Annotated in this window: 13 protein-coding genes; 6 read left to right on the top strand and 7 right to left on the bottom strand. The window is 60.0% G+C overall.

What is annotated here, in order from left to right; genetic code table 11:
• Nucleotides 1–77 precede the first annotated feature (77 nt).
• Complete coding sequence (locus tag CAF74_RS03150; protein WP_007953183.1) at nt 78–929, bottom strand: MIP/aquaporin family protein; 852 nt, start codon at nt 927–929, stop codon at nt 78–80.
• A gap of 360 nt (nt 930–1,289) precedes the next feature.
• Between CAF74_RS03150 and ybaK the strand changes: the two genes are divergently transcribed.
• Together ybaK and CAF74_RS03140 are read left to right on the top strand one after the other, a co-directional pair.
• Nucleotides 1,290–1,760: a Cys-tRNA(Pro) deacylase gene (gene ybaK, locus CAF74_RS03145; protein WP_007953184.1), complete on the top strand. Its 471-nt coding sequence runs from the start codon at nt 1,290–1,292 to the stop codon at nt 1,758–1,760.
• A gap of 89 nt (nt 1,761–1,849) precedes the next feature.
• The gene (locus tag CAF74_RS03140; RefSeq protein WP_085745276.1) at nt 1,850–2,632 is read left to right on the top strand and encodes a PhzF family phenazine biosynthesis protein; all 783 of its coding nucleotides are present in this window, start codon (nt 1,850–1,852) and stop codon (nt 2,630–2,632) included.
• A gap of 49 nt (nt 2,633–2,681) precedes the next feature.
• On the opposite strand, the gene CAF74_RS03135 is transcribed toward CAF74_RS03140, so the two are convergent.
• Both CAF74_RS03135 and argF read right to left on the bottom strand, forming a co-directional pair.
• Nucleotides 2,682–3,791, bottom strand: coding sequence for an ABC transporter ATP-binding protein (locus CAF74_RS03135; protein ID WP_085647248.1), 1,110 nt, complete (start codon nt 3,789–3,791; stop codon nt 2,682–2,684).
• Complete coding sequence (argF, locus tag CAF74_RS03130) at nt 3,788–4,708, bottom strand: ornithine carbamoyltransferase (RefSeq protein ID WP_039765834.1); 921 nt, start codon at nt 4,706–4,708, stop codon at nt 3,788–3,790. The genes CAF74_RS03135 and argF overlap by 4 nt, the downstream gene beginning before the upstream one ends.
• Nucleotides 4,709–5,114: 406 nt before the next feature.
• Here argF and CAF74_RS03125 point away from each other — a divergent pair, with 406 nt between their 5' ends.
• From CAF74_RS03125 to grxD, 3 genes are all read left to right on the top strand, one after another.
• On the top strand, nt 5,115–5,405 hold the full coding sequence (locus tag CAF74_RS03125) for a hypothetical protein (RefSeq protein ID WP_007953190.1): 291 nt from the start codon (nt 5,115–5,117) through the stop codon (nt 5,403–5,405).
• A gap of 129 nt (nt 5,406–5,534) precedes the next feature.
• Nucleotides 5,535–7,640, top strand: a complete 2,106-nt coding sequence (locus tag CAF74_RS03120) for a molybdopterin oxidoreductase family protein (protein WP_085745275.1) — start codon at nt 5,535–5,537, stop codon at nt 7,638–7,640.
• A 97-nt stretch (nt 7,641–7,737) separates the two neighbouring features.
• Nucleotides 7,738–8,079, top strand: a complete 342-nt coding sequence (gene grxD, locus CAF74_RS03115; RefSeq protein ID WP_003227729.1) for a Grx4 family monothiol glutaredoxin — start codon at nt 7,738–7,740, stop codon at nt 8,077–8,079.
• Nucleotides 8,080–8,185: 106 nt separating this feature from the next.
• Here grxD and bfr read toward each other — a convergent pair whose 3' ends face one another.
• Nucleotides 8,186–8,662: a bacterioferritin gene (gene bfr, locus CAF74_RS03110; protein ID WP_011335740.1), complete on the bottom strand. Its 477-nt coding sequence runs from the start codon at nt 8,660–8,662 to the stop codon at nt 8,186–8,188.
• A 199-nt stretch (nt 8,663–8,861) separates the two neighbouring features.
• Nucleotides 8,862–9,080 carry a bacterioferritin-associated ferredoxin gene (locus tag CAF74_RS03105; protein ID WP_007953193.1) on the bottom strand — a complete coding sequence of 73 codons (219 nt, stop codon included), beginning with the start codon at nt 9,078–9,080 and terminating at the stop codon, nt 8,862–8,864.
• Nucleotides 9,081–9,371: 291 nt separating this feature from the next.
• Between CAF74_RS03105 and CAF74_RS03100 the strand changes: the two genes are divergently transcribed.
• Complete coding sequence (locus tag CAF74_RS03100) at nt 9,372–9,974, top strand: peroxiredoxin (protein ID WP_007953195.1); 603 nt, start codon at nt 9,372–9,374, stop codon at nt 9,972–9,974.
• 74 nt (nt 9,975–10,048) lie between these two features.
• Here CAF74_RS03100 and rnt read toward each other — a convergent pair whose 3' ends face one another.
• Nucleotides 10,049–10,723, bottom strand: a complete 675-nt coding sequence (rnt, locus tag CAF74_RS03095) for a ribonuclease T (protein WP_007953196.1) — start codon at nt 10,721–10,723, stop codon at nt 10,049–10,051.
• Complete coding sequence (gene pyrC, locus CAF74_RS03090) at nt 10,720–11,766, bottom strand: dihydroorotase (RefSeq protein ID WP_039765844.1); 1,047 nt, start codon at nt 11,764–11,766, stop codon at nt 10,720–10,722. Before pyrC ends, rnt begins: the two co-directional genes overlap by 4 nt.
• Nucleotides 11,767–11,921: the final 155 nt, after the last annotated feature.

Below are 11,921 nucleotides of genomic sequence, written 5' to 3'. Positions count from 1 at the left end.
GTCGATTGCCTTGGACGAAATAAGGGAGAGTGGGCCGTGGCGCGGGCTCTAAAGGGCAGGAGCCCGCGCCGACTGTTTCAAGAAGTTCTTGGTTTGCCGTCAATGGCCGGTTCTGCATCCTTTGTAGCAGGTGTGGCGCCGGTCAGGTGACGGGCAATCAGCCCGCGATACCCGGCAGCGCCGAGGCAGGCACCGACAATCGGTGCAAAAATCGGAATCAGGAAGTACGGGATTTCACGTGCGCCGGTGAAGGAAATTTCACCCCAGCCGGCGAAGAAAGTCATCAGTTTCGGACCGAAGTCCCGGGCCGGGTTCATCGCGAAACCGGTCAGCGGGCCCATCGAACTGCCGATCACGGCAATCAGCAGACCGATCAGCAGCGGCGCCAGCGGGCCTTTCGGCAGGCCGTTGTTGTCGTCGGTCAGGGACATGATCACGCCCATCAGGATCGCGGTGATGATCACCTCGACCAGGAACGCCTGGGCAGTCGACAGCGCAGGGTTCGGGAAGGTGGAGAACACCGACGCCAGTTCGAGGCTGGCTTCAGTGCCACGAACCATGTGGTGAGTCTGTTCGAAATCGAAGAACAGGTTGCTGTACAGCGTGTAAACCAACAGAGCGCCGCAAAAGGCGCCGGCGACCTGGGCCAGAATGTAGAACGGCAGTTTTCGCTTTTCGAAGTCGGCGAAAATGCTCAGGGCAATACTGACGGCAGGGTTCAGGTGCGCGCCGGAGACGCCGGCGGTGAGGTAGATCGCCATGCTGACGCCGACGCCCCAGATGATGCTGATTTCCCACAGACCGAAGCTGGCGCCCGCGACCTTGAGCGCGGCGACACAACCCGTACCGAAAAAGATCAGGAGTGCAGTACCCAGAAACTCGGCCAGGCATTGGCTCGAGAGCGAGGGTTGCTGTAACGCAGTTGTCATTGAAAACCTCGGTTTTTGTTGTTGTCTGGCGCGTTGCCGACAGGGCAAGGCGCGATTTTCGCCGAGGCAGGATCCCCATCCTGTTCCCGGTTTACTGCTGGGTGCTGCGATGACGATAATTCTTACATTATTCAGATTCGAAAAAATATAGACAAGAAACAAACCTGTCAAAGGTCGAAAGTGAACCGTCAGTCACAAATAAACTATCAGTCACGTGAATGATCCTGCGGGTCACCCGTCTCGCACGATTGTTATCGGCCTGCAAACCCCGGGAAACGTGGCGCGTGGTAGAGCCTTTTGCACAGCGATGGCCTAAAATCCGCCGCAGGTTTTTTTGCCACTGCCGAGCCCGGAGCTGCCATGACCCCTGCGTTGGACTTGTTGAAAAAAGTTCGTGCCGAACATCGCGTGCACAGTTACGAACATGACCCGAAGGCCGCGTCGTATGGCCTGGAGGCCGCGGAGAAACTGGGGCTCGATCCGGCGCAGGTGTTCAAGACGCTGCTCGCGGCGAGTGAGAAGGGTGAGTTGCTGGTGGCGGTGGTGCCGGTCGTCGGAAGTCTCGACCTCAAGGGGCTTGCCCATGCCGCCGGCGTGAAAAAAGTCGAGATGGCCGACCCGGCCGCCGCGCAACGTTCCACTGGTTACCTGCTGGGCGGCATCAGCCCGCTGGGGCAGAAAAAACGCCTGCGTACCTTCATCGATAACTCGGCCCAACCTTTTGCGACCATTTATGTCAGCGCCGGTCGGCGCGGGCTGGAAGTGGAACTGGCGCCGGCGGTATTGGCGGAACACACTCAGGCGAAATTTGCCGACATCGGTCGCCCTTGAAGTCTGTATGAAGAAAATTGGCCGGCACTGTCACTGGCGCTGATCCGGCCGGCGCTGCATGCTCGTTCGACTGACACAGGGAGAAGGTTATGCAGCTCGAGTTTCATCAGGTCGACGCGTTCAGTGATCGACCGTTCAGTGGCAATCCGGCAATGGTCTATCGGCTCGACGCGTGGCTCGCGGACGAACTGATGCAGAAGATCGCCGCCGAGCACAATCTGGCGGAAACCGCGTTTCTGGTGCGCGAAGGGCAGGCGTGGCACATCCGCTGGTTCACGCCGACCACCGAGGTGCCGCTATGTGGTCACGCGACCCTGGCCAGCGCCTATGTACTGTTCGAGATCTATAAGGAAAGCGCCGAGCGTCTGGACTTCACCTGCAAGTCCGGGCCGTTGAGCGTCAGCCGCGAGGGTGGCAGGTTGTGGCTGGATTTCCCGGCCATCGAAGCGGTGGAGAAAGGCGTCACCGTGGAGATCGAACGGGCGCTGAAGGTTCAGGCGGTGGATGTTCTGAGTTCCAACGAGCTATTCGTGGTGCTGGAGTCCGAGCAGGCGGTGCTTGATTGCCAGCCGGACATGGTCGCCCTCGCCAAGCTGCCTTGGCTGGGTGCGATCGTCACCGCCCGGGGCAATCAGCATGATTTTGTCTCGCGCTATTTCGCCCCGGCCATCGGCATCAATGAAGACCCGGTGACCGGCTCGACACATTGCAGCCTGATTCCGTACTGGTCGAAACGTCTGGGCAAATCCAGCCTCACTGCATGCCAGCGTTCGGCGCGGGGTGGTGAACTGTTCTGTCGGCTGGAAGGCGAGCGGGTGAAGATCGGCGGGAATGCGACGCTGGTGGCCAGCGGCACATTGATGCTGGGCTGAAGCCAAAAAACAAGGGAGCCATCAAGCTCCCTTATTATTTGTGTGCAGATCAGTGCGCGGTGCTGTAACGGCGAACGCCGTTTTCCACCGCCGGAATCTGTGCAGCGGTGCTGCCGGAGGCCTGGAACAGCACCAGATGTTCCGCTGCCACCCGAATCCCGACATCTGCCCCTACCTGATGGTCGGCATGGCTCGGGAAGATCGATTCCAGCTGTGCGCCGGTCGGCAGTTGCAGGCGATACAGGGTCGAGGCGCCGAGGAAGGTCTTGCCGACGATCCGCGCTTTCAGCGCACTGTCCGGCGCGTAAACGATGTCGTCCGGACGCAGCAGCACATCCACCGCGCCACCGATCGGCCAGGTGTAGGCGCGATTGCCGCGCAGTTCGCCGAGTTCGGTCTGCACCGATTCCGGGCTGCCCAATTGGCCGCGAATGAAGTAACCCTGACCGATAAAACTGGCCACGTACGGCGTCGCCGGCTCGTGATAGAGGTTGTACGGCGTGTCCCACTGCTCCAGCCGGCCTTCCTTGAACACGCCGACGTGGTCGCTGACGGCGAAGGCTTCTTCCTGGTCGTGGGTCACCAGAATCGCGCTGGTGCCACGGGCTTTGAGGATGTCGCGCACTTCATGGCTGAGCTTGCGGCGCAACTCGCCATCGAGGTTGGAGAACGGCTCGTCGAGCAGCAACAGTTGCGGCTCCGGCGCCAGGGCGCGGGCGAGGGCGACACGTTGCTGCTGGCCGCCGGACAGTTCGTGGGGGAAGCGCTTGCCGAGGTTCTTCAGGTTGACCAGTTCCAGCAGCTCTTCGGTGACGCGCTCCTTGTTCGGGTGCTTGCGGATACCGAAGGCGATGTTGTCCGCGACACTCAGGTGCGGGAACAGCGCGTAGTCCTGGAACACCATGCCGATCCGGCGTTTTTCCGGGGCGAGGGTAAAACCGGCGCTGGAGATGACCTCACCGCCGAGAGAAATTTCCCCTTCGTGCACCGGTTCGAAACCGGCAATCGCACGCAGGGTGGTGGTCTTGCCGCAGCCCGAGGAGCCTAGCAGGCAACCGATGTCGCCGGCGTTGAGGTGCAGATTGAGGTTCTGCACCACACGTTGATCTTGATAGCCGCAAGCGAGGTTGCGCAGGTTCAGCAGTAATTCATGACTCATGCGTGGTGATATGCCGGTTCGACGAGGAACTCGAGCAGGGCCTTCTGTGCGTGGAGACGGTTTTCTGCCTGATCCCAGGCGACGGAGCGCGGATCATCGAGCAGGTCGAGGCTGATTTCCTCACCGCGGTGAGCGGGCAGGCAGTGCATGAATAGCACGTCATCGGCAGCCAGGTCGAGCAGGGCGCGGTTGACCTGAAACGGCGCGAACAGTTTGAGGCGCTTGGCGGTTTCCTCTTCCTGACCCATGGAGGTCCAGACGTCGGTGCTCACCAGATGCGCGCCGCGCACGGCGTCTTTCGGGTCGCGGACGATGGTTACGCGATCACCGGCCTTGGCCACGAATTCAGGGTTTGGCTCATAGCCTTCCGGGCAGGCCACGCGCAACTGGAAGTCGAACTGGATCGCCGCTTCTATATAGCTGTTGCACATGTTGTTGCCGTCGCCGATCCAGGCCACGGTCTTGCCCTGGATCGAGCCGCGGTGTTCGAGGAAGGTCTGCATGTCGGCCAGCAACTGACACGGGTGCAGGTCATCGGACAGGCCGTTGATCACTGGCACGCGGGAGTTGGCGGCGAATTCGGTCAGGGTGCTGTGGGCAAAGGTACGGATCATCACTGCGTCGAGCATGCTCGACATGACGATGGCGCAGTCGCCGATCGGCTCGCCACGGCCCAGCTGGGTGTCGCGCGGCGACAGGAAGATCGCCTGGCCACCGAGCTGGATCATGCCGGCCTCGAAGGAGATCCGGGTACGGGTCGAGGATTTCTCGAAGATCATCCCCAGGACGCGGTTTTTCAGAGGCTCGAACAGTACGCCGCGGTTACGCAGGTCCTTGAGCTCAACGCCTCGACGGATCACGCTGACCAGCTCTTCGGGCGTGCAATCCATCAGGGAGAGAAAGTGCCTTGCGCTCATCATTGACTACCTTTTTGCTACAAACCGCAGATGCTCAAAGCCTTGTTTATCGGAACAACGGGCGAGACCTGCGGCGTAAGCCGCACGGGGGCGACGAAATAGGGGAAGGCGCGATATTGACACTAAATGTCGCGTTTTTCCAATAGGCTACGGTTTTTGCAGAAATGTGCCGGAGTGAGAACAGTGCGAACACTGTGATTTCCGGTCAGTTTTCGAGAGGGCAGCGAGGCATTTGTACACTGGCCCCACCGGGCTTGGCAATCAGGCGCGGCGGGGATGGCACAGCCCTGGTCGGTTTGCGACCGATGAGCCACTGGTTCGCTTGGTCGGATGCGCAGGTTGAAACATTTGCTAAAGCAAAGTGCTGGGTTATAAATAAATCACGAGCGACGCAGGAAGCCTCCGCATGGAATCGAAAGAAAAACTGTTAATGGAACTGCTGGGCCACACGGCACGCTCATTGACCCACCTTACCGCCTCGATGACCTCGATGTCCTTCGAACTGCTGCGCAGCGATGACGACGTGGTCAAGGCCGCCAGCCGGCAGATGATCGACCGCATGGCGACCATCAGCGCCGGGCTCGACGAGCATTGGCGACTGATCGGCGAACTCACCGGCGTCCACGTCGCCCACGAGCAGATCGAGACCATCCAGGAAATCCAGCTGGCCGCACCGCCCCAGCTTCCGGCGAACTGACGCGTCTATCGGCGGGCCTGATGGCCGCCGATTCACAAGACGAACGTCGCTGGCGCTGCACCGGGTCGCGGGCCATAGTTTTGTTCCCGCAGGCGTGATTGCCTGCCCAGAACAAGACAGAGACTGGCCATGACCAAGACTCTCCATCACCGTGCCTGCCACCTGTGTGAAGCCATTTGCGGCTTGACCATCGAAACCACCGAAACCGACGGTCAGGTGCAGATCACCTCGATCAAGGGCGATGCGCTGGACACGTTCAGTCGTGGACACATCTGCCCCAAGGCCGTGGCGCTGCAAGATATCCAGAACGATCCGGATCGCCTTCGCCAGCCGATGCGCCGGGTCGGCAGCGAATGGCTGCCGATCGAGTGGGACGAAGCGTTCGAACTGGTCGCCGAAAAACTCTCGGCGATTCAGGAGCGTCATGGGCAGAACGCGGTCGCCGTGTATCAGGGCAACCCCAGTGTCCACAACTATGGGCTGATGACCCACAGCAATTACTTCCTCGGCCTGTTGAAAACCCGCAACCGCTATTCGGCGACGTCGGTCGATCAACTGCCTCATCACCTGACCAGCTACTTGATGTACGGCCACGGCCTGCTGCTGCCGATCCCGGATATCGATCACACCGATTTCATGCTGATCCTGGGCGGTAATCCGCTGGCGTCCAACGGCAGCATCATGACCGTGCCGGATGTCGAGAAGCGTCTTAAGGCGATCCAGGCCCGAGGCGGCAAAGTGGTGGTGGTCGATCCACGGCGCAGCGAGACGGCGGCGATGGCCGATCAGCATTTGTTCGTGCGCCCCGGTGGCGATGCGGCGTTGTTGTTTGGTGTGCTCAACACGTTGTTCAGCGAAGGGCTGACGTCTGACAGTCATTTGCCGGTGGACGACCTGGATGAGGTTCGCGCTGCGGTGGCGGGGTTCACCGCTGAAGCCATGAGCCCGTTGTGCGCCGTTCCCGCCGAACAGATCCGCCAGCTGGCCCGGGACTTCGCCGCTGCACCAAGCGCCGTTTGCTACGGCCGGATGGGCGTTTCCACTCAGGCTTTCGGCACGCTGTGCCATTGGGTCGTGCAGTTGATCAATCTGGTCACCGGCAACCTCGACCGCGTCGGCGGTGCCTTGTGCACCGAGCCGGCGGTGGATCTGGTGGCGTCGACTTCGGGTGGACACTTCAATAAATGGCAGAGCCGCGTGTCCGGGCGTCCTGAGTACGGCGGCGAGTTGCCGGTCTCGGCGCTGGCCGAAGAAATGCTCACAGAAGGCGAGGGGCAGATTCGCGCGCTGGTTACCGTGGCTGGCAATCCGGTGTTGTCCACGCCCAACGGCCGGCAGCTGGAGCAGGCGCTGGACGGGCTGGAGTTCATGGTCAGCGTCGACCTGTATATCAATGAAACCACGCGCTATGCCGACCTGATCCTGCCATCGACCTCGGCGCTGGAGAACGATCACTACGACACCACCTTCAACCTGTTCGCGGTGCGCAACGTCACCCGGTTCAACCGGGCAATCCTCGCCAAACCCGAAGGGGCGCTGCACGACTGGGAAATTTTCGTCGGCCTGGCCAAGGCCTTTGCCGCGAAGACCGGCAAGGAGCTGAAGCCAACGATGCCGCCGGCGAAGATGATCGACATGGGGTTGCGCATGGGTTTGTATGGCGATGCATCCGAGCACAAATTGTCGCTGGCGACGCTGTTCGATCATCCTCACGGCGTTGATCTGGGAGCGCTGAAACCCAACCTGACACCGCGATTGAAGAGCGCCAATCAACGAGTTCAGGCGGCGCCGCCGGAAATCCTCGCTGACTTGGCGCGCTTTGCCGCTTTGCAGGCACCGGCCGCCGATGAGCTGTTGATGATCGGCCGCCGTCATGTGCGCAGCAACAATTCGTGGATGCACAATTACCATCGTCTGGTGAAGGGCAAGCCGCGTCATCAGCTGTTGATGAACCCGGACGATCTCGCCAGTCGCGGGCTCAGTGATGGTCAGCTTGTGCGCGTGAGTTCACGGGTCGGGCAGATCGAGGTCGAAGTGCTGGGCAGTGCGGACATGATGAAGGGCGTGGTCAGCCTGCCGCATGGATGGGGCCATGCCCGGCCGGGCGTGCAGATGGCGATTGCCAGCGGTCAGCCGGGCTCCAGTGCCAATGACCTGACCGATGAATGCCAGCTCGACGAGCTGTCAGGCAACGCGGCGCTCAATGGCGTGCCGGTGACGGTGGCGGCGGCTTGAGCATGTCTGTCGGGGAGACCGAGCAGCGCGCTCGGGATTCCGTTACAATGCGCCACCGTGCCGACCCATGAGTCGGAAAGTTCAGCCGAGGTGCTCCATGGATATCATCGAAACGATTAAAGAGCAGATTGCCAACAACACCATTCTGCTTTACATGAAAGGCTCGCCGAATGCCCCGCAGTGTGGCTTCTCCGCGAAAGCTGCGCAGGCTGTGATGGGCTGTGGCGAGAAGTTCGCCTACGTCGACATCCTGCAGAACCCGGAAATCCGTGCCAACCTGCCAAAGTACGCCAACTGGCCGACTTTCCCGCAACTGTGGGTCGGCGGTGAACTGGTCGGCGGCAGCGACATCATGGCTGAAATGTTCGCCAACGGTGAGCTGCAGACTCTGGTCAAGGAAGCATCCGCCAAGGCTGCTGCGGCCAAGTCCGAAGCCTGATTGGCTTCTGCCCGGGTTTCAGCCAGTCTGAAATCCGGGCAATAAAAAGCCCCGCCTCTTGAAAGAGGGCGGGGCTTTTTAGTGTCTCGAGTTTAGCGCTGGCTAATTACTCGTCTTCGCCCATCTGCGATTGCAGATAGTTCTCAAGACCGACTTTATCGATCAGGCCCAGTTGGGTTTCCAGCCAGTCGATGTGTTCTTCCTCGGATTCGAGGATGTCTTCGAGCAGTTCGCGGCTGCCGAAGTCACCGACGGATTCGCAGTGGGCGATGGCGGCCTTCAGATCGGCGTGGCCGGTCTTCTCGATACGCAGGTCGCACTCCAGCATTTCCTTGGTGTGCTCGCCGATGTGCAGCTTGCCCAGATCCTGCACGTTCGGCAGGCCTTCGAGGAACAGGATGCGCTTGATCAGCTTGTCCGCGTGCTTCATCTCGTCGATGGATTCGTGGTACTCGTGTTTGCCGAGCTTGTTCAGGCCCCAATCTTCATACATGCGTGCATGCAGGAAGTACTGATTGATCGCGACCAGCTCATTGGCAAGGATCTTGTTGAGATGCTGGATGACTGTTACGTCGCCTTTCATGATGGGAGTCCTGCCCTAAGTAACGGTATATAAGGCAGAGTTTGAGCTTGGTATTTATAAGTGTCAAACCTAAGTTATTGAATAATAAATGAAAATTAATCGGAATAAGAATGTTTGTGTTCCGCGTCTGGGCGCTAAGCAGTTGATTTTCAGGCATAAAAAAACCGGACTTAAGTCCGGTTCTTCGAAATCGGGGTAATTATGCGGCGGTAAATTCTGCCGGGTAGGGGATCGCAGCCTGGGCGGTTTGCAGCTTGGTCAGGGTTTCGCGAACCACTTCCTTCGCCAGGCACGCACATTTGCCGCATTGGCTGGCTACGCCGGTGGCCTGGCGGACTTCTTTATAGCTGCAGCAACCTTCATAGATCGCTTCGCGGATCTGTCCGTCGGTGACGCCAGTGCAGAGGCAAACATACATAAGTGAGAACCGTCGCTGGTTGTGACTCAATTGCGATGGATCTTAATGTTAACGAGAATGATTGTCAAAGTGCTTTCCCAGTGGTTTTCATCGCCAACGCCTGTGACTGACGAACGGTGGTACATGGCCGGATGCCAGCCGGGATTTCGCGAAAAACCTTTGAGGACAGTCGAAAAACGCAGTGTATGATGGTCGGCCCTTGCGAAGGGGGTTCGTGTCACAGGGCTGTCGCCTGAGGGTGGCAGGCTGGCCCGAACCCTGAACTTCAAGTTTCTACACCAGGAGATATCAATGAGCGTACTCGTAGGCAAACAAGCCCCTGACTTCACCGTCCCGGCCGTACTCGGCAATGGCGAGATCGTTGACAGCTTCACCCTGTCCTCGGCCATCAAAGGCAAATACGGCCTGGTGTTCTTCTACCCGCTGGACTTCACCTTCGTCTGCCCGTCCGAGCTGATCGCTCTGGACAACCGCATGGCCGACTTCAAGGCACGCAACGTAGAAGTGATCGCCGTGTCGATCGACTCGCACTTCACCCACAACGCCTGGCGCAACACCCCGGTCAACAATGGCGGCATCGGCCAGGTGAAATACACCATGGCTGCCGACATGAAGCACGACATCGCCAAGGCCTACGACGTTGAATCCGAAGGCGGCGTGGCTTTCCGTGGCGCGTTCCTGATCGACGACAAAGGCGTTGTCCGCTCGCAGATCGTCAACGACCTGCCGCTGGGCCGTAACATGGAAGAGCTGATCCGTCTGGTCGACGCTCTGCAATTCCACGAAGAGCACGGCGAAGTCTGCCCTGCCAACTGGAAAAAAGGCGACAAAGGCATGAACGCTTCGCCAGAAGGCGTTGCGGCTTACCTGACCGAGAACGCTGCTGCCCTGTAAGGCGCAACGTCGAGGTACAAAAAAACCGGCCCATGTGGCCGGTTTTTTCATGAATGGAAGAAACCCGACGAGTATCAGTCGTCGAAGTCTTCCCAACCGCCCATCTGTTTCCACCGGTTGACGATGCCGCAGAACAGCTCGGCCGTCTTCTCGGTGTCGTAGCGCGCGGAGTGCGCTTCACGGCCATCGAAGTCGATGTCGGCTGCCTGACAGGCCTTGGCCAATACGGTTTGACCGTAAGCCAGACCGGCGAGGGTCGCAGTGTCGAAGCTGGAGAATGGGTGGAACGGGTTGCGCTTCATGTCCAGCCGCGCGACGGCGGCGTTGAGGAAGCCCAGGTCGAAGCTGCTGTTGTGGCCAACCAGAATCGCCCGCTTGCAGCCGTTGGCCTTCAAGGCCTTGCGCACGCCACGGAAGATGTCGGTCAGCGCTGTTTCTTCGCTGACGGCCATGCGCAACGGGTGATCGAGCTTGATCCCGGTGAACTCCAGCGCCGCCGCTTCAACGTTGGCGCCTTCGAACGGCTCGACGCGAAAGAAGTAGGTGTGATCCGGGTAGACGAAACCCTTTTCATCCATGGCGATGGTGGTCGCGGCAATCTCCAGCAGAGCGTCGGTGGCCGAGTTGAAACCACCGGTTTCTACGTCGACGACAACCGGCAGGTAGCCGCGAAAACGTGCTGCCATTGGATGGCGCGAACCGCCGCCACCTTGACCGTCCAGTTCGTCGTCGAAATGGTCTTCACTCACGCGTGTTCCTCCAGCAGGCGCCAGCGCAGTTTTTCACCGGCGCGCAGCGGGATAACGGTCAGCTCGCCGAAAGGCAGGCTGGTCGGGGCGGTCCATTCGTCACGAACCAGGGTGATGCGATCGGTGTTCGCCGGCAGGCCGTAGAAACGCGGGCCGTTGAGGCTGGCGAAGGCTTCGAGCTTGTCCAGCGCATTGCGCTGTTCAAAGGCTTCGGCATACAGCTCGATGGCGGCGTACGCGGTGTAGCAGCCGGCGCAGCCGCAGGCGGCTTCCTTGGCGTGCTGGGCGTGCGGCGCCGAGTCGGTACCCAGGAAGAACTTCGCGCTGCCACTGGTGGCCGCGTCGAGCAAAGCTTCCTGATGGGTATTACGCTTGAGGATCGGCAGGCAGTAGAAGTGCGGCCGGATCCCGCCCACCAGCATGTGGTTGCGGTTGTAGAGCAGGTGATGCGCGGTGATGGTCGCGCCGACGTTGGCCGAAGCCTCGTTGACGAACTGCACGGCGTCGCCGGTGGTGATGTGTTCGAACACCACTTTCAGCGTCGGGAAACGCTCGACCACGCGACGCATGTGCTCGTCGATGAAGATTTTTTCGCGGTCGAACACATCGACGTCGCCACGGGTGACTTCACCGTGGATCAACAGCGGCATGCCGACTTCGGCCATGGCTTCCAGCGCCGGGAAAATCTTGTCGATGCTGGTGACCCCGGAATCGGAGTTGGTGGTGGCGCCGGCCGGGTACAGCTTGGCGGCGTGCACGAAACCGCTGGCCTTGGCCTCACGGATTTCTTCGGGCTGGGTGCGGTCGGTGAGGTACAGCACCATCAGCGGCTCGAAACGACTGCCGGCCGGGCGGGCAGCGAGAATCCGCTGGCGATAGCCGTCGGCTTCAGCGGCGTTGCGCACCGGAGGTACCAGGTTGGGCATGATGATGGCGCGACCAAAGGTGCGCGCGACATCCGCAACGGTATTGGTCAACACGGCACCATCGCGAAGATGAATGTGCCAGTCGTCGGGACGCAGCAGGGTCAGGCGGTCGGACATGAGGGGATTCCAGGCGGGTCAAACTGAGGCGAATGCTACCGGAAAAGACTCTTGCAGGCACTCGCTATCAAGTTTTGCGACGAGCGTCCGATATCCCATAGGTATGCCGTAAAGATGTATGTCTCGGTCTTTTTTGTTGTAGAAGCCAATGGAGC

The organism is Pseudomonas sp. R45(2017) (assembly GCF_002112305.1).
GTDB classification, from domain to species: Bacteria; Pseudomonadota; Gammaproteobacteria; order Pseudomonadales; family Pseudomonadaceae; genus Aquipseudomonas; species Aquipseudomonas paraglycinae.
This window is presented reverse-complemented; position numbering and strand designations above follow the sequence as displayed.

Bases quoted from the DNA above. Each gene is read 5' to 3' on its own strand.
- bfr (WP_011335740.1), bottom strand. From the start codon at position 8,662: ATGAAAGGCGACGTAACAGTCATCCAGCATCTCAACAAGATCCTTGCC.
- CAF74_RS03120 (WP_085745275.1), top strand. From the start codon at position 5,535: ATGACCAAGACTCTCCATCACCGTGCCTGCCACCTGTGTGAAGCCATT.
- CAF74_RS03105 (WP_007953193.1), bottom strand. From the start codon at position 9,080: ATGTATGTTTGCCTCTGCACTGGCGTCACCGACGGACAGATCCGCGAA.
- CAF74_RS03100 (WP_007953195.1), top strand. From the start codon at position 9,372: ATGAGCGTACTCGTAGGCAAACAAGCCCCTGACTTCACCGTCCCGGCC.
- CAF74_RS03150 (WP_007953183.1), bottom strand. From the start codon at position 929: ATGACAACTGCGTTACAGCAACCCTCGCTCTCGAGCCAATGCCTGGCC.
- grxD (WP_003227729.1), top strand. From the start codon at position 7,738: ATGGATATCATCGAAACGATTAAAGAGCAGATTGCCAACAACACCATT.
- CAF74_RS03140 (WP_085745276.1), top strand. From the start codon at position 1,850: ATGCAGCTCGAGTTTCATCAGGTCGACGCGTTCAGTGATCGACCGTTC.
- ybaK (WP_007953184.1), top strand. From the start codon at position 1,290: ATGACCCCTGCGTTGGACTTGTTGAAAAAAGTTCGTGCCGAACATCGC.
- pyrC (WP_039765844.1), bottom strand. From the start codon at position 11,766: ATGTCCGACCGCCTGACCCTGCTGCGTCCCGACGACTGGCACATTCAT.
- CAF74_RS03125 (WP_007953190.1), top strand. From the start codon at position 5,115: ATGGAATCGAAAGAAAAACTGTTAATGGAACTGCTGGGCCACACGGCA.
- CAF74_RS03135 (WP_085647248.1), bottom strand. From the start codon at position 3,791: ATGAGTCATGAATTACTGCTGAACCTGCGCAACCTCGCTTGCGGCTAT.
- argF (WP_039765834.1), bottom strand. From the start codon at position 4,708: ATGAGCGCAAGGCACTTTCTCTCCCTGATGGATTGCACGCCCGAAGAG.